Raw genomic sequence first — 21494 nt, forward strand, 5'->3', positions numbered from 1 at the left:
CTCTTGAGGGGCGTCAGCCGGCCTGCTGGCCGGGCAGGGTATCAAAGCGCTTCCACTTGTAGATGGCGGCGGACAGCAACCAGGTAAGGGCAAACAGTGCCACCACGAAATAGCCGAAGTGAGCCAGATTTTCGTTGAGCATGGCCACCACATCCCAGGCACCGCCGCTCAGCTTCAGCTTGTCGGCAATCAGGCCCAGGGTTTCCAGCCCGCCTATGCACACCGCCACCACCACCGACACCAGGGTGATGGTGAGGTTGTACCACAGCTTGCGGATGGGGTTGATGAAGGCCCAGCCGTACACCTCCACCATCAGCATGCTGTCCAGGGTGTCCACCAGCGCCATGCCGGCAGCAAACAGCACCGGGAATACCATGATGTTCCACAAGGGAATGCCATCAGCCGTTTGCGAGGACGCCAGTGCGAACAGGCCGATTTCGGTGGCAGTATCAAAACCCAAGCCAAACAGCAGGCCGATGGGCAGCATGTGCCAGCTCTTGCTTACCATGCGGAACAAGGGACGCAGTAAGCGCGCCAGCAGGCCACGGTTACCCAGCAGGATGTTGAGCTGCTCCTCGCATACCGGCTCGCCGGCGCGGGCGCGGCGGAAGCTGTGCCAGATGCCGCGCAGGGCAGACAGGTTCATCGCGGCCAGTGCCAGCAAGAAGAAGGCGGAAACCCCGGTGCTGATGGCTCCGCCGATTTCACGAAAGCCGTTGATGCCATCCTGCAAGGCGCGGGTGGCAAACACCACGGCGGCCACGGCGGCAATCACCAGCATGGAGTGGCCTACGGAAAAGAAAAAACCCACGCACAAGGGGCGCTGGTTTTCCTGCATCAGCTTGCGCACGGTATTGTCGATGGCGGCGATATGGTCGGCGTCCACCGCGTGGCGCAGGCCCAGCAGATAAGCCAGCAGTGCGGTGCCCAGCTGGGCCGGGTGATCGGCAAAGGCGCTCAGTGCCCAGCCCCAGGCCAGCAGATTGGCAGCCAGTAGCGGCAGCAGCACCCACAGATGACGGGAGCGGCGCGAGCCGGCAGACGATATTGATGTATTCAGTTTTGCTTGCATGATGCCCTCGGTGACGATACGTCGCCGCAAGCGAGGGCACTGTCCGCCAAGCAGGGCGGTACTGTGCATTCCCCCGGTACACCCCGCCCGGATTCAGCCTGCGTCGACACGTATGACGGCCGGTCTCCTGGCTCGCGCTTCTTTACCCTGCATCGCCTTCCCGGGTGGGCCGGTGGCCAGTGATGCGGACTCGTCGCTTACAGTTGCGGGGGCAGCTGCGGTGTCTCACCGCATTCCCGTTTCACCCCTGGCGGGGCACCGTCATTTGAAGCGCGCATGATACGTGACAACGCAGAAAATGGGAATTCTTCCCGCTGATTTTCAAGGCTTTTCCCATTGCGACAGCGCAGTTTCCAGCCGTTGCCAGCCGGCTTCATCCGGCGGCAGGCCAAAGCGCAGACTGGGACCGTCGGCAAACTGGCGTACCAGAATGCCTTGGCTCGCCAGAAAGTCGAACAAGGCCGGGCAGTGTGCACCTTGCAGCCACTGGAACAGGCAGCTGCCGCCTGCTGGTGCCAGCCAGTGACGGTTTAGCAGCTGTTGCAGTCGCTGGCTGTCGGCAGCCAGTTGCTCGTGCATGGCTTGCTGCCAGCTGCTGTCCTGCAAGGCCAGTTTGACCACCTCGCGCGCCGGACCATTGATGCTCCACGGCCCGATGGCTTCGGCCAGCTGTTGCAACAGGGCCGGCCAGGCAAATACAAAGCCCACCCGCGCACCTGCCAGGCCAAAGAACTTGCCTACCGAGCGCAGCACGATCAGCCCCGGCAGGCCGACATCACTCAGCAGGCTGTGCTGCGGTGTGGCATCCATGAAAGCTTCATCGATGATCAGCCAGCCGCCGCGACTGGCCAGCCGTGCGCGCCAGTCTTGCAATTGGGCGCGGGAAAAGGTGGTGCCGGTGGGGTTGTTGGGGTGGCATAGCAGCAGCACGTCAAGCGTATCGACGGCAGCCTCGATGTCCTCCGGTGCATGGCGACTGAGCTGGTGGCCGTGTTGCTCCCAGTGCCAGGGGTGTTCGGCATAACACAGCGGCAGCATGCCCACCCGGCAGGGCGGGCGCAGCGTGGGCAGCAGCTGGATGGCAGGCTGGGAGCCAGCCACCGGCAGCAGCAGCGGGCTGCCATAGTAATCCGCCGCGGCTTGTTCCAGGCCGTCGTCCTGTTCTGGCAGGCGCTGCCAGCTGCGCGGGCTGATGGGCGGCACCGGCCAGCCTTGCGGGTTGAGCCCGGTGGACAGGTCCAGCCAGTTTTCCACCGCAATGCCGTATTGTTCTGCGGCACGCAGGATGCCGCCTCCGTGTTCAAGCATGAGAAAAACTCCACATCAGCACACCAGCCAGCATGGCCAGCCCCACCCACAGCCACAGGCTGCGTTGTACCAGCGCAATGGCGCGGGCGATGTCCTCGGCCACCGGTGGGCGTTGCAGGCCCAGCGTGGGGCGTTGTTTCAGGGTGCCGTGATAACTGGCAGCACCGCCCAGCAGCACGCCCAGCGCACCGGCACCGGCGGCCATCACCGGCCCGGCATTGGGGCTGTACCAGGTGGGAGCCTGGGCGCGCCAGCATTGCCAGCCCTGATGGGTGTGGCCCAGCAGGATGTAAGTCAGCGCGGTGAGGCGGGCGGGAATCAGGTTGAGCACATCGTCAAAGCGGGCGGCGGCCCAGCCAAAGTGCAAAAAGCGTTCGTTGCGGTAGCCCCACATGGCGTCCAGGGTATTGGCAGCGCGGTACAGCACTACACCGGGCGCGCCCAGCAGCAGAAACCAGAACACGGCGGCAAAAATGGCATCACTACCGTTTTCCAGCACCGATTCGATGGTGGCGCGCGCCACGGCGGTTTCGTCCAGTTCGCTGGTGTTGCGGCTGACGATCATCGACACCTTGTAGCGGGCCAGTGGCAGGTCGCCAGCGCGCAGCGCATCCAGCACTGCCTGGGCATGCTCACGCAGGCTTTGCGCGCCAATGGCCAGATACATCAGCAGCACCGAGGCCAACTGGCCCAGCCAGGGCAAGCCTGCCAGCCACCAGGCCAGCAGCGTTGGCGGCAACAGCAACAGGCTGATGCCTAGCACGCCGCGCAGGCGCATGCGCCACACCGGCTCGGCCTGGGCCGTGGCCGGGTAAAGTGCATGTTCCACCTGGCGCACCAGATAGCCATAGCCCACCAAGGGATGCCAGCGCCGCGGCTCGCCCAGCAGGCGGTCCAGCAGCACGGCCAATAACAGAAAAACAGCAGAAATCACGTCACACGCCTATATAATCGCCGGCTTCAGGGCAGCGGCCTATCCGGCTGCCCAAGCGTTGAAGAGCGACATTCTAGGGGGCTTCCCGAAAAAATGCGCGCCGGAGAATAGCATGACTGCCAAAACCATCATGATTCAGGGCACCACTTCGGATGCCGGCAAGAGCACTTTCGCCACCGGCTTTTGCCGTTTGCTGGCGCGGCGCGGGCTGCGTGTGGCCCCGTTCAAGCCGCAGAACATGGCGCTCAACAGCGCGGTAACGGTGGATGGCGGCGAGATTGGCCGTTCGCAGGCGGTGCAGGCGCTGGCCTGCGGGGTGGAGCCGCACACTGACATGAACCCTGTCCTGCTCAAGCCCAATAGCAATACCGGCTCCCAGCTCATCATCCAGGGGCGGGCGGTGGGCAATATCGATGCAGTGTCCTACCACGCTTACAAGCCGGTGGCGATGCAGTCGGTGTTGCAGTCGCACGCCCGGCTGGCAGCGCAATACCAGTGCATCGTGGTGGAAGGCGCGGGCAGCCCGGCGGAAATCAATCTGCGCGAGGGGGACATCGCCAATATGGGCTTTGCCGAGGCGGTGGACTGTCCGGTGGTGCTGGTGGCGGATATCGAGCGTGGCGGGGTGTTTGCCCACCTGGTGGGTACGCTGGAATTGCTGTCCGACAGCGAACGTGCGCGGGTGGTGGGGCTGGTGATCAACCGCTTCCGTGGCGACCCGGCGCTGCTGCAGTCCGGCGTGGAGTGGGTGGAGCAGCGCACCGGCAAGCCGGTGCTGGGCGTGCTGCCCTATCTCAACGGCCTGCATATCGAGGCGGAAGACAGCCTGGCGCTGGGCCGTCCGCAAGGCGAACATGCCGCGCAGCAAACGCTGCGCGTGGTGGTGCCGGTATTGCCGCGCATCAGTAATCACACCGATTTCGACCCGCTGCGCCTGCATCCGCAAGTGGAGCTGCTGCTAGTCAAGCCCGGCCAGCCGCTGCCGCCTGCCGACCTGATCATCCTGCCCGGCAGCAAAAGCGTGCGGGCCGATCTGGCCAGCTTGCGCGCGGCTGGCTGGGAGGCGGCCATTGCCCGTCATCTGCGCTATGGCGGCAAGCTGATCGGCATTTGTGGCGGCCTGCAGATGCTGGGTATGCAGTTGCACGACCCACAAGGGCTGGAAGGTGAGGCGGGCAGTAGTGACGGGCTGGGCTGGCTGGAGATGGAAACCACGCTAGCCAATGACAAACAGCTGACGCGGGTGAGCGGCCACTTGACGCTGGATGCGGCGGCGGTGAGCGGCTATGAAATCCACATGGGGGTAAGCACTGGCGCGGCACTGGCGCAGCCTGCGGTGCGGCTGGAGGATGGCCGCTGCGATGGTGCCATCAGCGCCGATGGCCAGGTTCTGGCCACCTATCTGCACGGGGTGTTCGATCAACCGGCAAGCCTGGCCGCGCTGTTGGCATGGGCCGGGCTGGCCGCGCCGCAGCCGCTGGACTACCCGGCCATCCGTGAAGCACACATCGAGCGGCTGGCCGACATGCTGCAGCAGCATCTGGACCTGAGCCCGCTGCAACTCTGGCTGCCCTGACGTTGCCGCTTACGGGCTGATGACCACGCTCTGCTGCTGCAAGGCCTGATCAAAGCTGGCCAGGTAGGCGGGTGGCAACTCCACATTCACCCCCTTGTACTGGGTCAGTACCGATGCCGCGGACTTGCCTTGCGTGTGCATGCCATACACCGTGCTGCTATGTGCGCTGCCAACCATCAGCCGCAAGGCACTGTGCTGTTGCAATGCCTGCCGTACCACACTGGCGGGCAAGGTTACCACCTGTTTCCAGCTGCACTGGCCATCACCCGGGCTGCTCTGGCAGAGGAAATCCTGTAAAGGCAGCTTTTTTGACCACTCCAGCAGTGGCAGCAGCGTGCGCTGGCCACCTCTGTCCAGCAGCCAGACGTGCAGCTGGCCGGCATCTTGCTGCTGTACCACCTCGGCTGGCAGGCCGACTGCCACCAGCGGCATGACAGCTAGAAAGTTGCCGCTGGCGCGGATATCCAGTTCCAGCTGGTAGCTAAAGGTCTCGTCGCGCGGGCTGTTGCCGGCCTGCAGCCTGACATTGGTATCCAGCAGGCCCTTGAAGTGTGGTTCCCTGGATTGTTGCTGCCTGCCCATGCCCTGCATGGCCCGGTAGCGGACAATCTGGGCGCAGGATGGGCAATCTGCGCTGCCACTTTCCCGGATCAGCAGGCCGGACGGCTTTTGCTGGTGTGATGCTGTGCTGCAGGCGGCCAGCAGGGCGCTGGCCATGAGGGTGGCTAGAGTCTTGTTCATCATTGCTTTCGTCCCGGCACACCATGAAGCAGGTGTGCCGGGACGACTGTAACGCCTTCGCCGGGTGTTGCCATGCAGCAGGCAGCAACTTGATGAAGTTTTACATCGGCAGCCGCGGGCGGATTTCTGCCAGCAGCGCCTGATGGCAGGTTTCCAGTTCTTGCAGCAGCTTGTCCAGTGCTGCTGCATCCTGCTGCTGGGCGGCGCTTTCTACTTGCTGACACAGCGTAGCAAACGGCAGGGCGCCAATCGACAGGGCGGCCCCGCGCAGTGCGTGGGCATACATGGCCATGTCTTGTGGTTTGCTGTCTGCCAGTGATTGGCGCAGCTTGTCCAGCCGCAGGGCGGCATCACGGATGAAGGCTTGCAACAGGGTCAGCAGGAAGTCGGCGTCGCCATCGCAATTGGCCAGCGTCTGCTGGTAGTGCAGCTGGCAGTCGGCCACTGTTGTGTCGGCAGACTGGCCGGTTTCTGGCCCGGTGTCTTGATCCGGGCTGTGTCCGGCGAATACCCGCTCGATTTCGTCAAACAGCCGCTGGGCTTCCACCGGCTTGCTGACATAGCCATCCATGCCTGCTGCCAGGCAGCGTTCGCGGTCGCCTTTCATGGCATTGGCCGTCATGGCGATGACAGGCAGGTGCGGCAGGCCCTCGTCCCGTTCGCGCTGGCGGATGTGACGACTGGCCTCCAGTCCATCCATCACCGGCATCTGCATGTCCATCAACACCAGATCGAAGGCTTGTCCGGCCAGCATGTCCAGCGCCTGTGCGCCATCGCCCGCCACGCTGACCAGGCAGCCGCGACGGCTCAGGATGGCCTGGGCCAGTTTCTGGTTGACTTCGTTATCCTCCACCAGCAGCACATGAAGCGGCTGCGTGCTGTCCTGCATGCGATGGCGGGGGGGCAGGCGGCCAGCTTTGCTGGCTGTTGTCATGCCGCGCAGCTGGCAAAGGGTGGCGAGCAGTTCTTCTTGCGGTACCGGCTTGGTCAGGTAGCCGCCGATGCCAAGCTCCTGGCAGCGCCGGCCATCACCGCGCTCGCCAGACGATGTCAGCATGATGATGTCGGCCTGGCAGCCTTGCTGTTGCAGCTGACGTGCCAGATCGAAGCCGGACATGCCTGGCATGTGGCCATCCAGCAGGATCAGGTCGAAGCTGCGCTGGCGCAGCAGTGCCAATGCTTCGAAACCGTCGGCGCTCAAAGTGGCCGACATGCCCCAGTTCTTCAGCAGGGCAGCCAGCCAGCTGCGGTTGGTGGGGTTGTCGTCGCACACCAGGGCTTCCAGTCCGGCCAGGTCGGCGGGCTGGCTGGCTGGTGCCTGTTTGTCTGCCAGTTGCAAGGGAATGCTGAAAACGAATTCCGAGCCTTGCTCCGGTCTGCTGTTTACCCGGATTTCCCCACCCAGAAGGGCGACCAGTTTCTGGGTGATGGACAGGCCAAGTCCGGTACCGCCATAGCGGCGTGTGGTGCTGTTGTCGGCCTGGGCAAAGGCATCAAAGATGACACGCTGTTTTTCCGGCGCAATGCCGATGCCGGTATCGCGTACCGAAAAAGTCATCAGGTAGCGGTGTCCTTGCTGTTGGCCGTGTATGTCCAGCACGATTTCTCCCTGTTTGGTGAACTTCACCGCATTGCCCAGCAGGTTGTTCAGTACCTGGCGCAGGCGGGATGGGTCGCTGATATAGCGGTCTGGCAGGTCGGGGGCTAGCTGGCAGATGACTTCCAGATTGTGTTCTTCGGCCTTGAGGGCAAAGGGGTAGACCGTCTGGCTGATCAGGTTGCGCAGCGAGAAGGGCAGCGATTCCAGCTCCATCTTGCCGGCATCGATCTTGGAGAAGTCGAGGATGTCGTTGATGATGGTCAGCAGCGAATCGGCGGAGGATTTGACGATTTCCAGATACTCGCGCTGTTCGGGTGTCAGTTCGGTATCCAGCGTCAGCTCGGTCATTCCGATGATGCCGTTCATCGGGGTGCGGATTTCATGGCTCATATTGGCCAGAAACGCACCCTTGGCCACATTGGCGGCTTCGGCCTGTTCCAGTGCGCGGTCCAGCTTGCGGCTGAGTGCCTCGGCTTCCTCGCGCCGCTTTTCGCTGTGCGACAGATTGCGCCAGGCCAGGGCAGCAATCAGCGCGGCCACCAGCATCAGCAGGGCTGCGGTGATGGCCACCATGCTGTTGAGATCCTGCAGGCTCTGGTTGCTGGCGTTGGCGGCATCGGTCAGCTGGCTGTTGGCACCGATGGTCAGTTCGCGGATATTCTCGACCACATTGTCCAGTTCGTTCAGCAGCGCTGTGGCCTGTGCAGGGTCGAAATAATCCCCATTGGCTGACAGCCTCTGGTCAGTTCGCCGCACCAGTTCCACCAGCTTGTTCATCTGCTGCTGATACCAGGCTTTGTTCTGGAACAGATTGGCGTAGCGGTAGTCCTTCAGCAGGTCGATGCGGGATACCAGAATGCTGTAGCGCAGCTGCAGCTCATCCAGATCGGCAGCCCGGTTGGTGGCCTGGGCTACCTTGGCTGCACCCACGGTACGGAAGTAGTCGATACCCAGCTGGGAATATACCCAGACCACATTGTCCTGCCCCTGCTCGGCAAAACGCTTCATTTCTGCCTGCTGGCGCTGATACAGCATGCCGACCACCAGCAGGGCGGCCACCATCAGGATGCCAAGCAGCCATACCTGGTTGTTGATGCGGGATCGATGCGAGAACAATGACACTAGCTAGCCCCGGTAAGGGTTTATTCGACGCGGATGCGGTTAACCTGCCATACGCAGCGGGAGTAGATCTCCTTGGTACGCAATTCCGGCTTCTTGTCGAAGGGATACATGACAAACAGCGGCCCCTTGTCGCGCACTGTCAGCACCTTGCCATTAATCTTGCGAGCCAGGATGACATCATATTTTTCCAGGTCGACCAACGGAATCTCTGCCGCGTAGTCGTTCAGGGCTACCACATAGAGTTTGCTGCCCTTACTGCCGGCTGCCTTGAGCACATCACGGAATAGCGGGCCTTCAAAGGTCTCTTCCTGTTTGTACCAGGGGGTGGGGACTGTCATTTTTACCTGCGGCAGCTTGTCCAGCATGGCGCTGTCGAATTGGGCGGCGGTACCACTGTTCTTTTCCGTAATCTGGCCGGTGATGGTGACGATAGGGTGGCCGGCGGGTTTTTCCAGCGCCAGCACGCAGGTGGAGTGCAGTACCAGCAGGGAAGCCAGCAGCAGGGCGAGGCGGGTATTGGCCATGGAGTGTTCCTAGGTGGGGTGAAACAGCCGTAAGAAATGGAAGCGACGGAAAATCCATTACTGATAAGCATTCTACAAGCTGCGGGCAAAAAATCTATTCTTGATGATAGGGGCATTTCACGCCGGCATTGTTGCCGGTGCTGGCCGGCCTGGCTGTTTGCAGCCATGTCTTGCCGGTTTCTATCATTAGCTGGACGGTTCTTTTCTTCTTCGTCATCCGCCGTTTTCCTAGCTGCGTGATTTGTGCTGATGGCTCTTGGCGTAAATTGAATAATTAAAAATTATTCAATCAAGAGTTTTTATATATTTTCGGTATTCAAATTGCTTCCATAGACTGCAGTGGTCAGTTAGCCGGTGGCCTGGAATGGTAGCCGGATAGCTGGTGTGCAGCATGCGGCATGGCCGTGAGCGGCACTACCCCATGCCACCCTCGTTTGCGGTGTTCGGGGCCTAACACAGGGAAGGAAGTGAAATGGTGATGGAAAAGACCGATACGCTGGTGATCGGTGCCGGCCAGGCCGGCATTGCCCTGAGCGAGCACCTGAGCAAGCTGGATGTACCACACCTGGTGCTGGAGCGTAAACGCATAGCCGAGCGCTGGCGTTCAGAACGCTGGGATTCACTGGTGTGCAACGGCCCGGCCTGGCACGACCGCTTTCCCGGGCTGGATTTTGATGATGTTGCCGCAGATGGCTTTGCCGGTAAGGAGAGGGTGGCAGACTATCTGGAAGCCTATGCCCGCAAGTTCCATGCCCCCATCCGTACTGGCGTAGAGGTGCTCAAGGTGGTGCGCAACAGCGGTCGCCCGGGTTTTACGGTGGCAACCTCGGCTGGTGTCATCGAAGCCAATCGCGTGGTGGCGGCGACCGGTCCGTTCCAGCAGCCGCTGATTCCGCAACTCATCCCGGCTGACAGCCCGGTCAGGCAAATGCACTCGGCCGCATACCGTAATCCGCAGCAACTGCCAGCCGGGGCGGTGCTGGTGGTGGGTTCCGGCTCGTCCGGGGTGCAGATTGCCGACGAGTTACAGCGCGCAGGTCGTACTGTCTATTTGTCTGTTGGTCCGCACGACAGGCCGCCGCGTCGTTACCGCGAACGTGACTTCTGCTGGTGGCTGGGCGTACTTGGCGAGTGGGATGCGCAGAAAATGAAACCCGGGCGCGAACACGTCACCATTGCGGTGAGCGGGGCGCGCGGTGGCCATACCGTGGATTTCCGTCGTCTGGCCGAACAGGGCATCACGCTGCTCGGCATGACCCGGGCTTGCGAAAATGGTGTCATGCAGTTTCAGCCTGATCTGGCAGAAAACATTGCCCGTGGCGACGAAAACTACCTGGCAGTGCTGGATGCCGCCGATGCCTATATCGCACAGAACGGGCTGGACCTGCCACCCGAGCCGCAAGCCCGGCAGCTGCCACAGGACCCGGCCTGCATGCGCGAGCCCATCCTGACACTGGACTTGGCCGCCAAGGGCATCAGTACCGTCATCTGGGCCACCGGCTTTGCCGTGGATTACCGCTGGCTGCAGGTAAATGCCTTCGACGACAAGGGCAAGCCCAGTCATCAGCGCGGGGTATCCAGCGAGCCGGGGGTGTACTTCCTGGGCTTGCCGTGGCTGTCGCGCCGTGGTTCCAGCTTTATCTGGGGGGTGTGGCATGACGCCAAGTTCATTGCCGACCACATTGCCACCCAGCGCAAATACCAGGCTTATCGCGCAGCCGCACCAGCAACTGCCGACCGTACACCGGCCTGAGGCCCTGCCGCGCCTGTCCTTACGCCACACCGGGGCGGCCCAGCCGCCCGCCCACACACAGCAATGAGGTGAAACATGGTTCACAAACGCATTCGTCCGTTCAATACTCGCGAAACCTACCCGGAACAAAAACTGGACAACGACCTGTGCCAGGCCGTGGTGGCCGGCAATATGGTGTTTTTGCGCGGCCAGATCGGTCAGGACCTGGATACCCGCGAGTCGGTGGGCATCGGTGATGTCACCGCCCAGGCCGAGAAAGCCATGGCCAATGTGAAGATGCTGCTGGAAGAATCCGGCAGCCATCTGGATCATGTGTGCAAGATCGTCATCTATCTGGTGGATACCCGCTACCGCGAGGCGGTGTACCAAGTGGTAGGGCGCTGGCTGAAGGGCGTATATCCGGTTTCCACCGGACTGGTGATTTCTGCACTGGCGCGGCCGGAATGGCTGGTGGAAATCGATATTACTGCCGTGATACCGGAAGGCTACCAGCCATGACCTTTTCGATTGCCGCACGCTGTACGCAAACCGGCATGCTGGGAGTGGCTGCCGCGTCGTCCAGCATCGCCGTGGCCAGCCGCTGCTGCCATGTGGCCGCTGGGGTGGGCGCGGTGATGAGCCAGAATGTCACCAATCCCGCACTGGGGCCGCAGGCCCTGGCGCTAATGGCACAGGGACTGCGCGGCAATGCCTTGTGTCAGGCACTGGCATTGTCCGATGGACATCTGGCCTGGCGTCAGTTGCTGCTGGTACCGGCGCACGGGGAAATTACCACCTTCAGCGGTCAGCATGCGCTGGGGGTGTTTGCCACGGCGCAGGGTGAACACTGCGCTGCCGGTGGCAATATCCTGGCCGATGCCAACTTGCCCTCACGCATGGTGGCGGCCTTCGAGGACAGTCGCGGCCATCTGGCCGACCGCCTGCTCGCCGCCATGCAGGCCGCGGTGGCGGCGGGGGGCGAAGTAGGGCCTATCCATGCCGCCGGAATCAAGCTGATGTCGACACAGAGCTGGCCAGTGGTGGACTTGCGGGTGGACTGGAGTGATGGTGAGCCGGTAGCGGAGCTGCAGCAGCTGTGGCAGCGTTATCAGCCGCAAATGCAGGACTACATCACCCGGGCCGAAGCACCAGATCAAGCCCCTGGCTATGGGGTGCCGGGGGTGTAGGAAATTCTGGTGATGCGCGCCACCTCGCCGGACGTGGGGGGTGGCGCCTTGTCTTATTTCACTGATATATCATTTCACTGATACATCAATGCCTTCGCCTAGGTGTTTGGCCGCCAGCGCCTTCACCTTGCCGCTGGCTTGCAGGCGGGCAATGGCGGCGTCCAGTTTCTTGCGCAGTTCGACATCGTCCTTGCGCAGGCCAAAGGCAATGCCGCTGCCCAGAATCTTGTCATCATGCACGGCGCCGACAAACTGGAAGTCCTTGCCATCCGGGCGGGTGAGGAAGCCCTTCTGGCCCGCCGGGGCCATTACCAGCGTGGCATCCAGCCGGCCTGTCGCCATATCGGCATAAACCTGGTTCTGGTCCTGATAGGACACCACGCGGACACCGGCAGATTCCCAGTGGCTGCGGGCATAGGTTTCCTGGATCGACCCTTGCAACACGCCCATGCTCTTGCCTTGCAGCTTGTCGGCTGCGGTGGTGATGCCACTGCCCTTGCGGGCGATCACCATGCTGGGTACCCGGTAGATGATGCTGGTGAAGGCAATGCTCTTGCGACGCTGCTCGGTGGCATTCATGGCGGAGTTGATGGCGTCGAATTTCTTGCCTTGCAGTGCCGGAATCAGCCCGTCAAAGGCATTTTCCACCCAGCTGCATTTGAGATGGGCTTCTGCACAGACAGCCTTGCCCAGTTCCACATCCAGCCCTTGCAACTCGCCGCTGGCGGATTTGTATTCAAACGGCGGGTATTGCGCTTCGATACCGTAACGCAGGGTGGATTCCGCCATGGCCGGCAGGGCAAAGGTGCCGGCTGCCAGGATGGCCGTCATCATCAGGGTGTGCTGTTTCATCTGTTTTCCTTTGATTGTTGGTGGCATGCAGTCTGTCACTCAGCCCTGTACCGGGCTGTTGGTATTGCTGGTTGATATGTTCACAAACGGCGGTGTTGCAGGGCGGGCAGGCGTGCTCGCCACGCGGTTTGTCCGGACAGGTCAAGCCGGGCCAGCGCCATGCCTTCGCCTTCTTCATGGCAGGCCAGTACCTGTCCCCAGGGGTCGACAATCATGCTGTACCCGTAGGTTTCCTTGCCGCCGGGGTGGCGGCCACACTGGGCTGGGGCAATGACGAAAGCCAGGTTTTCCACCGCCCGTGTGCGCAGCAGCAAGTCCCAGTGCGCCCGGCCGGTATTGCGGGTGAAGGCGGCAGGGGCGCTGATCAGGCCCGGAGCGGGTGGCTGGCGATACAGTTCGGGAAAGCGCAGGTCGTAGCACACCGACAGCCGCAGGCTGCCCCAGGGCGTGTCGGCGCTGATTGGCTGGTCCCCGGCCTGCATGGTGTCTGCCTCGGCGTAATGTTCATCGCCATGCCGGAAGCCGAACAGATGCATCTTGTCATAGCGCGCCACGCATTGTCCGACGGGTGAAAACAGCAGGCTGCTGTTGTGAAAATGTGCGGTATCACCACTTTGCAGTGGCAGCGTGCCGGCCAGCAGCCAGATGCCATATTGGCGGGCCAGGCTGGCCATCTGCGCTTGCAGCGGGCCGTTGCCAAATGCTTCGGCCAGCGGCAGGCGCGCCTGCTCGTCGGCCGGCATCAGGTAGAAATATTCGGGCAGGGCCACGAAGCGGGCACCAGCCTGGGCCGCTTCACCGACCAATTGTGCTGCCCGGGCCAGATTGTGTTGCAGATTGTCACCCGAGCACATCTGGATGGCAGCGGCCAACAGGGTGTCTGCCATCATGCCGCTCCGATTTCGCACAGCCGGGCGGCACCGGCCAGCAAGGTGGCATCATCCTTGGCAAAGGACAGGCGGATCACGCGCTGGTCGGTGCCGTCGCGGTAGAAGGCCGATACCGGAATGGTGGCTACGCCGTGGCGGGTGATCAGCCGTTGGACGAATTCGCTGTCGCTCTCATCCGACAGATGAGCAAAACTGGCCAGCATGAAAAAGCTGCCCTGGCTGGGGAGCAGTTGCAAGGGACTGTCAGCCAGCGCAGCGCATAGCAGATCGCGCTTGTGCTGGTAAAAGGCGGACAGACCGAGGTAGTGTTCCGGCTCGGCCAGGATGCGGGCCAGCGCGTATTGCATCGGGGTGTCGGCGGCAAACATGGCGAACTGGTGCACCTTGCGGATTTCCTCCATCAGGGCCTGTGGTGCCAGGCAGCAGCCCACCCGCCAGCCGGTGACGTGGTAAGTCTTGCCAAAGGAAGTCACCACCACCGAGCGGGCCGCCAGTGCCGGGTAACGGCTCATGCTGTGATGGAGTGCGCCGTCAAACACCACGTGCTCGTACACCTCGTCCGACAGGATCACGATATCGCTGCCCTCGGTCAGCGCTTGCAGCCGAGCAGCATCAGCGGCTGACAGCGTGGTGCCGGTGGGGTTGTGCGGGGTGTTCAGGATCAGCATGCGGGTGCGCGGGCTGATGCGTGCGGCAACTTCGTCCCAGGGAATGGAAAAGTGGGGCGCGGCCAGTTTGATCACCACCGGTGTGGCGCCTTGCAGTTCAATCATCGGGATATAGCTGTCAAAGGCCGGTTCGAACACGATGACCTCGTCCCCGGCATGCACCAGCGCATTGACTGCACAGAACAAGGCTTCGCTGGCGCTGGCCATGATGGTGACTTCGTGCTCGCTGTCATAACGACAGCCATACAGGGCTTCGGTCTTGGCGCTGATGGCCTCGCGCAAGGCGGGCAGGCCGGTCATCGGTGCGTACTGGTTGTGCCCGGCCTGCATGGCTTGGCTGGCGTAGCGCAGCAATGCCTCGCTGCAGGGGAAATTGGGAGCGCCCTGTGACAGGTTGATGGCCTGGTGCTGTGCGGCAAGCTGGCCGATCACGCTGAAAATGGTGGTGCCGATATGGGGCAGGCGCGAGCGGTGGCTGACGGGTGAATGCAGCATGGTGTTTGACCGTTGAGGATGGCAATGACTGTATTCAACGGTTTTGTCTGTCATGACACAAACGATTAATCGGCATGTTATAAATGAGAAAAACTCAGTCATGGAATGCCGGACATGCCCAGAAAAACCTTGCCGCTATATGCCTTGTCGGTATTCGAGGTGGCCGCGCGCCACCAAAGCTTCACCCATGCGGCCAATGAGTTGTTCATCACCCAGGGCGCGGTCAGCAAGCAGATTGCCCAACTGGAAGACAGCCTGGGTTATCCGCTGTTTCACCGCTATGCACGCAGCTTGCGCCTGACGGCACAGGGCAGTTTGCTGCTGGGCTATGTGCAGCGTGGTTTCAAGGTGATTTCCCAGGGGGTGGATGCAGCAGCCAGCCTTGCCGCGCCATTGTGCATCAAGGCCCCCAGCTGTGTGGTGCGCTGGTTGCTGCCGGTGCTGCAGCAGTTTTCGCGCGAGGCACCGGAGTGGCCGGTACAACTGGCTGGCGTGCATGAGCATGCAGTCAGCTTTGCCCGCGAGGATGTTGATCTGGCCATTGTCTACAAGCCGCAGAAAGCCATTGCGGCTAACGAGACGCTGCTGCTGGTCGAGCAGCTTACCCCGGTGATCGCACCGCAATTGCTGGCCAAAACCGGCCAGCCGCTGCAGCAGGTGGCGGACTTGCAGCACTATCCTCTGCTCCACCCGTCTCACGACCGGCGCGACTGGCGGCAATGGCTGGCCAGCCGCGGCGCAGCGACGCTGGAATATCGTGGTGGCACCGTGTTCGACACGCTGGATCAGGCGATAAATGCTGCCTTGCAAGGCTATGGCGTGACGCTGGGGGATGTGAGCCTGTTGCGGCAGGAACTGGCAGAGGGGCTGCTGCTGGTACCATATGGCCCGCCGTGGAGTAGTGGCTACGCCTATGCACTGGCGCTGCGGCCTGATGAAAAACGCCCCGGCGTGCTGGCGCTGCACGCTTTCCTGCTGGATCAGATGAGGGCTGCGCCCATGCCGGACAGCATGGCCGACGAACGCGGGCAGTAAAAAAGCCAGATCAGCTGATCTGGCTTTTGCTTTGGCACTTTATCTCGCCTCAAAACGGTTGTTAACACCTCACATAGTCGCAAAGAGTAGGTCACAGCACAAATAGCCATTGTTATTTCAAGGTTTTTTACTAGTGTGTGGCTCTTCGTAAGAGCAAAATGTAAAGAAATTTGTAAAATAATAGTATTTTTGATTCATTAAACTTTACACTTCAGATTTACCTTACTTGCTTATGGGCTATGGCTTCTCCGACGAGTCTCGGTCGATTGGAGGCAGTGGAGCATCTAACATCTCCTTCGACATACCGTGCTTGTAGGCGTTGTACTGCCACCGTACGAACTGGATAAGCAGCCTCTCATTCTCCTTCTCCAATCTGATGTTCGTGTTCTCCAATCTGTGTATCCTCTGCTCTGCGATGGCTAAGCTGGCTGGTCGCTTGGATGGGGTGAAGCCTGCCTTCAAATTCTCCTTTCGGCTCAAGTAGGCCGCTTTAATTTTTTTATGGGCATTAAGTGTCTGTCTTGTTGGACGAAAGCCGACTAGCTTTTCCCCTTCTTCACACAGTGATTCCCATGTGATTTTCCCTTCCCAGGCATCAATTAGCTGAACAAAGATATCAATATCTTTTAAGCTTAAATGCTTTGCCATTTTATTTTTTACTCCAGTAGTAAACGGAGCTCTTCAATGTCTAGTGCTGATGATTGCATCAACGACTGATTCGATGGCTGGGCAGCAATTGCTCGCTTGAGCGGGCTGTGCTCTTGATCATTGCTAAGCCAGACGATCGTGCCATCCGGAGCATGATTTGACTCCAATAGATTAATGAGTGCTTCTACTCGTTCCAATGTTTTTAATTTATGTTGGGTCCAACGGTCTGCTCCATATACACCATCGGCTGATGCTGTCTTAGCTTTTTCAAGCTGCAAATGGATGCCATCGCGTTGCCGTTTCAATCGCTTCAATTTTTCAATGTCGCCCTTAACACAAACCTGTTCAGTGCAGTTCAGGCAGTCACGTTGTCGTTGGCAAGGCACCATCGAATAATCGTGAACGCAGAAGCCAAATTCTGTAACGTGTGCTATCCCTTCGCCGATGGCTTGCAAATCGTTGTATGTCACTGGAGCGTTTTCCCTGATTTTTGCGACGAGCTCATTGCCGATGCCTGCTTCGCGAGCAGCAGTAACATACTCATTATCAATCATGTGGTTGTAGACCGCATTTTGGCGAATGTTTGCTCTTCCAGACCATTTTGCAATATCCAACTGTCCGAGATCTCCGCGCTGGGCTGCTGTATTTAAGTAGTGGCGGATCTGATGTGATGTTAGGTAAATATCCGTTCCATCAGGGTTTTTGTAACCATGTCGCTGCCAGATGCTTTTCTTATTTCGCCCTGAAACTAATTTAAGGTCATCTGTAAACGTGTTGTTATCAGGAACCCAAAGCATCACAGGGCTTGTGTTCAGGTCGGGGCGAAGCTCGTGCATCCGGAAACAGCATAGCGCGTCCGAGTACTTAATGCCTAGATCTCTTCTAAGCCACGGCCATTCTTCAGGAAGTTGAGCATGGCAATATTCATTTAGAAATGCTAATGTCAGCGGTTTGCCTTCCACGCGAAGTGCATTATAGGGAGCATAATTTTTGAAAAATTGCTTGGCCGAATTTCCTCTATTCGGTTTTAAGCCTAGTGCTTCTTCAACTTGACTTAGCGTAAGTGGCTCGTTCTCTCCAACATTGGGACAACCTTCGTGTCGATAGAATTTATCGGGGTGCTGCTCGTACCATAGTGCCAAATTCCTCCCCGGTTCAGAGAGGGTAGATAATCTATATACCGCCTCTTGGGCGACTTCTTTAAAAACGGTAGGTATCCACTTGATGTCATGTCCGTATCCTTTCCCAGCCCAGAATCGAAGGCCGACTCTCTCAACATCTTTTCCATCTTTTTCATAATGCAGGCAATTGAGTGGTAATGTCTGAACCTCGGTAATTCGAGATGGGGCGCACATCAGAAGGGCAAAGATAGAAGTGGTAAAATGGTCTCGAGGATCCTTCAAATTGTTCGCGTACATCTCGGCCATATACTCAAGGCAGTGGTCTGATGGTATCTTTTCTACGCGCTTCCTTTTCCCGTCCGCATCGGTTCTATTAATCTCTTTTGGCTTGGAGAACGGATTTCTCCATGTAATGCGCTGATGAATAATACCTGCCTCATTGAGAAATTCGACTAGTTTGACAAGCTGTATACCTGCTTGATATGCAGTGGCTTTGTATTCCCTGGCGACTTCCGTTGCAACGTCCATTACGTGGTGGCTAACCAGCGTGATATCAGCTCTGCCACATGCTAGGCGGAGGGCTTTTTCGATGCAGCGAAGCGCTTTTAATTCATTTTTCAGTTTTGTCGGGTTATGTCCTTGCTGATACCTGAGGTAGGCCTTGGCAAATGGCATTATTTCGAAATCTAAAAAATCGTCTTGTTTGTAGCCTCGAGTATGGGCTCCAATTACTGTGAAGTTTGCTATACCAGGCCAACTATTTGCTTCCCAGTCAAGATCTCCACCAAATACCGTCAAACGATCTCGGCACATATCAATAAAATCTGCTAGATTTTTTCGACAGTTGCGTTCGTGTTTTGGAGTGAACAGCAAAATTTCAGCCATGTGTAATCTCTTCTTTCATTTTTTTGCAGCGAATGATCACATCGCTGACGGCAAGTATTAAGCGATCATTTACAGATGCGACCTTGCGATCGTCGGTGAGATCAAGAACCCGGTTGCGCTCTTGTAGAAGATGGTCGAGAACACCTTCGTGCGGCCCATCGAGCCACGGTTGGAAATGGTTGCAGGTGTAGCAGGCTACTGGGGCCAGCGCACTGCAGAAGCCATAGCTTCCGCAGCTCCCCAAATTCTCGGCTCCATTCGAGATCCGACTGCTCGGATCACTTCCACGTTGCGCATCGTGCTCAGTTTTAATGATGATCCCTTGGAACGCTTGCGCTATCGGTGCAAGCTGATACGCGACTGCCTTGTCGATTCGTTCTACAATTTCTGGGAGGTTCTTGACATATACACCAGTGTGTTGTGTGTCCGTATGGTCCAGTGCCTCTGCTATGACATACTCTCCCTTGCCTTCACGTCCGAGATTTGTCCCGAGGGTGTATCGAAAGCGATACGCGTTCATCAGGATCGGGGCGCCGGTTCTCTCACTATTTACTGATATCATCTTTGCGATATGAACCATCGTTCTCGCCAGTGTTTCGTTTCGCAAATGTAGCCTGTCGTCGTTAAGCTGGGAGTTAATATCTTCCGAATCATCGAATGCAGAGTAATTCGGGAATAATGGTAACTTTGTCTTCTGTTCGTCGCTTAAAGCGGCCCGAGCAGAGAACTCCCGATAGACTGCCGCGGCCTGTTGCTTCAGTAGCAACCAAAGATCCTCGATGATTGGTATTTGTTTGAATGTCTTTCGCCAGCCACCTTCACTCCGTTGTTTTGCTCGTGGTACGTTCAGAAAATTCTTTCCAGAATGACTAATTAAGTCCCCAATCTTCAGGGCTGTGATTTGAGTTGGCCGGCGACCCGTCATGATCACTGTCATCGCAATTGATATTTCGAAGAGAGATACTCTGGCATTCGCATATGCAATAGTAATGCCACTGATCACTGCATCCATTTCGATGTCGGTCAGAGGTCCCCGCTCTGGACACATTGAACGGATTGGTGCTCCTCTGTCTCCTCCTGATAGTGTCCACTTGTTGAGCAAGCGAATAACATCATCGGAAATTCCATCGTATCCTAAAGCGCTCCATTTTTTAATGAAAGTGCGTAGTTGTGCAAATTTATGCTCACCACGCTTTCCCAGTAGTGCTCGATATGAAATGAACGATTCTACGCTAAAAATTGTTTTGATGCCGCAGGCATTAAAATAATGCATGCTTTGATAGTGAAGGTTTTGCACATAATCTGGTGAGTTCCCTTTTGCATAGAAGGCAAGGACTTCCCGGTACGATTCGTACATGCTGCCATTTAAGTATGTAGTGGCATTTATTACTCGAATACTGACATCCTTGCTGAGTTTCCAGCTAGGAGCCTCGAAGTCAACCTCGTATCCATCCCTGGAAACAAATTGTTTATTTGTAGCTATTTGTAGCGCTTGCATATTGCTGTTCATTTATTTTTCTCAATTTTTTTGCCAAGTATTTTATGCTGAAGTTCCAGCATGGATTCGGCTGCCTCTTTCTTGATATGTCTGCGGTTGTAGATTGCCGCCGTGTTAGAGGTCTGCTCCCAGCCCATCAGGTACGATCTTAGTTTTTCCTCTCGTTCTGGCGATAAGCCTTTAGCTGTGCTCAGATTCGAAAATGAGTAATTCCAATGATGTCGAAGTTTGTGCGCGTGAATCGTGCTAACTATTCCCTTTAGGGCTTCTATGAATTTGCTGAAGGTGGAATTGGAGATAGGCGCCCCCTGATGACTCCCTTCTTTGTGAGTGACAAAGAGATAACCATGCTGCTTAGCTGCCGATAACTTACTGCGGTGTTGAGTTACATACTCATATATCCGGTTTACTAGTTCAGGATCTAGGGGGAACTGGCGCTCGCGTGTTTTTACCACTGGTTGATAACGGCGTTGATCGTTTGGTGAGTCTGGTCGTCTTACGATCCGTAAATAGTTTGCTGAAAAATTAATATCCTCCACCTTTAAATTAAGCAGTTCTCCACGTCGAATTCCGGTCACTCGTAAGATGATAAAAATAAGAGCATTTCGGAACTGGACAGAATGGTCTGTGAACGGGTTTTCTTCTACTCCAGGCCTAAGTTTCTCCTCAAGGGCATCTAGAGCTGAATCCTCTAAGTGTTTTTCATCTCGTTCCCGACTCGCTGTTTTTGACGTTTGAATAGGGCGGTTTGCTTTGATCTGAGCCACCATCGCGCTAATCTGCTTCTCAGCTTCTTCTGACAATGGATAAAATCTTCTGGCAAGGAACTCAAGATATTCTGCAGCCACTGTCATCCGCGCATATTGGGTGCTTTTGTCGACTGTTTTGCGTTTTCGCTTTATTGAAACAACCTTCTGGTTTGCTTTTTGCTTAAGTGAATCCTGTAGGAAGTCTCTCAGCGAATGCACCTCATTAGCTTTCAAGAGCTTGCCTCCGGCAAATCGCTGCTCGACATCTATGGTGTATGTGGCCTGCCAGGCGTATAGGCATTTGATTGCGTGTAGAGCATTCTGGATCGTATTCACAGCGCGTGCTCCACCGCGAAGGGCCACGGTTACCCAAAGAGTGGGATAGAAGAGGGGAATTCCTGTCTCATCTACTAGAATCGCATGGCGCTCCCCGTCGATGCCTCTGGGCCTCTTTATTTTCAATGACATTAAAAACCACCTCTTTGATTGAGAATATATATTTATTCTTACTAATATTGCGCGCAAAATATTTGCTAAATATTGCATGAATGACTGTCATTGTTTATATGGTTTGGCTGTATTTTGGCAATACATTGCCCATTCTGCACATTGTGCCGAATTGATAAGCATTGGTGAGAGCGGGGTTAGGGATATTGGTCGCTATGCTGGGTGCAAGGGGGCTGAGAGATTTAGCGCTTGATAGGTGTTAGTCAGAAAATGTTGGCTGGCAGTGTAATGCGGATCTTTATGTCACGCAATTGTAATTTTCTGAAAACTAATAGTTTAGTTTTTGTGGTGTTACACGTATCTATATTTGGCAGTTGATACGGTTGTATTTAAAATTTCGAATGGTAGTA

The 21494-nt window shown here is 57.5% G+C and carries 19 protein-coding genes and 1 riboswitch; of the genes, 5 read left to right on the forward strand and 14 right to left on the reverse strand.

All coding sequences use genetic code 11. The annotated features are described in order from the left end of the window. Positions 1 to 13: 13 nt before the first annotated feature. The 3 genes from GSR16_RS07540 to cbiB form a co-directional block, all read right to left on the reverse strand. Positions 14 to 1072, reverse strand: a complete 1059-nt coding sequence (locus GSR16_RS07540) for a HoxN/HupN/NixA family nickel/cobalt transporter (protein ID WP_159876052.1) — start codon at positions 1070 to 1072, stop codon at positions 14 to 16. Between the two features lie 100 nt (positions 1073 to 1172). After that, positions 1173 to 1350, reverse strand: a riboswitch (cobalamin riboswitch). Positions 1351 to 1393: 43 nt separating this feature from the next. Next, entirely contained in the window at positions 1394 to 2380 is a 987-nt protein-coding gene (gene cobD / locus GSR16_RS07545) for a threonine-phosphate decarboxylase CobD (RefSeq protein ID WP_159876054.1), read from the reverse strand. Next, complete coding sequence (gene cbiB / locus GSR16_RS07550) at positions 2373 to 3314, reverse strand: adenosylcobinamide-phosphate synthase CbiB (RefSeq protein WP_159876055.1); 942 nt, start codon at positions 3312 to 3314, stop codon at positions 2373 to 2375. The genes cobD and cbiB overlap by 8 nt, the downstream gene beginning before the upstream one ends. Positions 3315 to 3426: 112 nt before the next feature. Between cbiB and GSR16_RS07555 the strand changes: the two genes are divergently transcribed. Next, the gene (locus tag GSR16_RS07555) at positions 3427 to 4890 is read left to right on the forward strand and encodes a cobyric acid synthase (protein WP_159876057.1); all 1464 of its coding nucleotides are present in this window, start codon (positions 3427 to 3429) and stop codon (positions 4888 to 4890) included. A gap of 9 nt (positions 4891 to 4899) precedes the next feature. Here the strand turns inward: GSR16_RS07555 and GSR16_RS07560 are convergent, their stop codons facing one another. The 4 genes from GSR16_RS07560 to GSR16_RS21310 form a co-directional block, all read right to left on the reverse strand. Continuing rightward, complete coding sequence (locus tag GSR16_RS07560) at positions 4900 to 5634, reverse strand: hypothetical protein (RefSeq protein ID WP_159876059.1); 735 nt, start codon at positions 5632 to 5634, stop codon at positions 4900 to 4902. Between the two features lie 97 nt (positions 5635 to 5731). Further along, on the reverse strand, positions 5732 to 8353 hold the full coding sequence (locus tag GSR16_RS07565; protein WP_159876061.1) for a response regulator: 2622 nt from the start codon (positions 8351 to 8353) through the stop codon (positions 5732 to 5734). Between the two features lie 20 nt (positions 8354 to 8373). Further along, positions 8374 to 8877: a putative pterin-binding protein gene (locus GSR16_RS07570; protein WP_159876063.1), complete on the reverse strand. Its 504-nt coding sequence runs from the start codon at positions 8875 to 8877 to the stop codon at positions 8374 to 8376. A 94-nt stretch (positions 8878 to 8971) separates the two neighbouring features. Further along, a complete protein-coding gene (locus tag GSR16_RS21310; RefSeq protein ID WP_276608569.1) occupies positions 8972 to 9094 on the reverse strand; it encodes a hypothetical protein in 123 nt (40 codons plus the stop codon). 261 nt (positions 9095 to 9355) lie between these two features. Between GSR16_RS21310 and GSR16_RS07575 the strand changes: the two genes are divergently transcribed. From GSR16_RS07575 to GSR16_RS07585, 3 genes are all read left to right on the forward strand, one after another. Then, the gene (locus GSR16_RS07575) at positions 9356 to 10630 is read left to right on the forward strand and encodes a flavin-containing monooxygenase (protein ID WP_240902624.1); all 1275 of its coding nucleotides are present in this window, start codon (positions 9356 to 9358) and stop codon (positions 10628 to 10630) included. 75 nt (positions 10631 to 10705) lie between these two features. Continuing rightward, complete coding sequence (locus tag GSR16_RS07580) at positions 10706 to 11128, forward strand: RidA family protein (protein WP_159876067.1); 423 nt, start codon at positions 10706 to 10708, stop codon at positions 11126 to 11128. Continuing rightward, positions 11125 to 11796: a DUF1028 domain-containing protein gene (locus GSR16_RS07585; protein ID WP_159876069.1), complete on the forward strand. Its 672-nt coding sequence runs from the start codon at positions 11125 to 11127 to the stop codon at positions 11794 to 11796. Before GSR16_RS07580 ends, GSR16_RS07585 begins: the two co-directional genes overlap by 4 nt. 69 nt (positions 11797 to 11865) lie before the next feature. On the opposite strand, the gene GSR16_RS07590 is transcribed toward GSR16_RS07585, so the two are convergent. The 3 genes from GSR16_RS07590 to GSR16_RS07600 form a co-directional block, all read right to left on the reverse strand. Continuing rightward, complete coding sequence (locus GSR16_RS07590; RefSeq protein ID WP_159876071.1) at positions 11866 to 12648, reverse strand: transporter substrate-binding domain-containing protein; 783 nt, start codon at positions 12646 to 12648, stop codon at positions 11866 to 11868. Between the two features lie 80 nt (positions 12649 to 12728). Next, on the reverse strand, positions 12729 to 13538 hold the full coding sequence (locus tag GSR16_RS07595; protein WP_338024037.1) for a carbon-nitrogen hydrolase family protein: 810 nt from the start codon (positions 13536 to 13538) through the stop codon (positions 12729 to 12731). Then, on the reverse strand, positions 13535 to 14701 hold the full coding sequence (locus GSR16_RS07600) for a methionine aminotransferase (protein ID WP_159876073.1): 1167 nt from the start codon (positions 14699 to 14701) through the stop codon (positions 13535 to 13537). The genes GSR16_RS07595 and GSR16_RS07600 overlap by 4 nt, the downstream gene beginning before the upstream one ends. 114 nt (positions 14702 to 14815) lie before the next feature. Here GSR16_RS07600 and GSR16_RS07605 point away from each other — a divergent pair, with 114 nt between their 5' ends. Then, positions 14816 to 15736, forward strand: a complete 921-nt coding sequence (locus GSR16_RS07605; RefSeq protein ID WP_159876075.1) for a LysR substrate-binding domain-containing protein — start codon at positions 14816 to 14818, stop codon at positions 15734 to 15736. Positions 15737 to 15973: 237 nt separating this feature from the next. Here GSR16_RS07605 and GSR16_RS07610 read toward each other — a convergent pair whose 3' ends face one another. From GSR16_RS07610 to GSR16_RS07625, 4 genes are read right to left on the reverse strand one after another with little or no spacing between them, the layout of a single operon-like run. After that, positions 15974 to 16384, reverse strand: coding sequence for a hypothetical protein (locus GSR16_RS07610; RefSeq protein ID WP_159876077.1), 411 nt, complete (start codon positions 16382 to 16384; stop codon positions 15974 to 15976). Positions 16385 to 16392: 8 nt separating this feature from the next. Beyond that, on the reverse strand, positions 16393 to 18390 hold the full coding sequence (locus GSR16_RS07615) for an integrase (protein WP_159876079.1): 1998 nt from the start codon (positions 18388 to 18390) through the stop codon (positions 16393 to 16395). Further along, entirely contained in the window at positions 18383 to 19900 is a 1518-nt protein-coding gene (locus GSR16_RS07620) for a site-specific integrase (RefSeq protein WP_159876081.1), read from the reverse strand. Before GSR16_RS07620 ends, GSR16_RS07615 begins: the two co-directional genes overlap by 8 nt. Continuing rightward, positions 19897 to 21183, reverse strand: coding sequence for a site-specific integrase (locus GSR16_RS07625; protein ID WP_205677516.1), 1287 nt, complete (start codon positions 21181 to 21183; stop codon positions 19897 to 19899). Before GSR16_RS07625 ends, GSR16_RS07620 begins: the two co-directional genes overlap by 4 nt. Positions 21184 to 21494: the final 311 nt, after the last annotated feature.

This window comes from Aquitalea denitrificans (assembly GCF_009856625.1).
Taxonomy (GTDB): Bacteria; Pseudomonadota; Gammaproteobacteria; order Burkholderiales; family Chromobacteriaceae; genus Aquitalea; species Aquitalea denitrificans.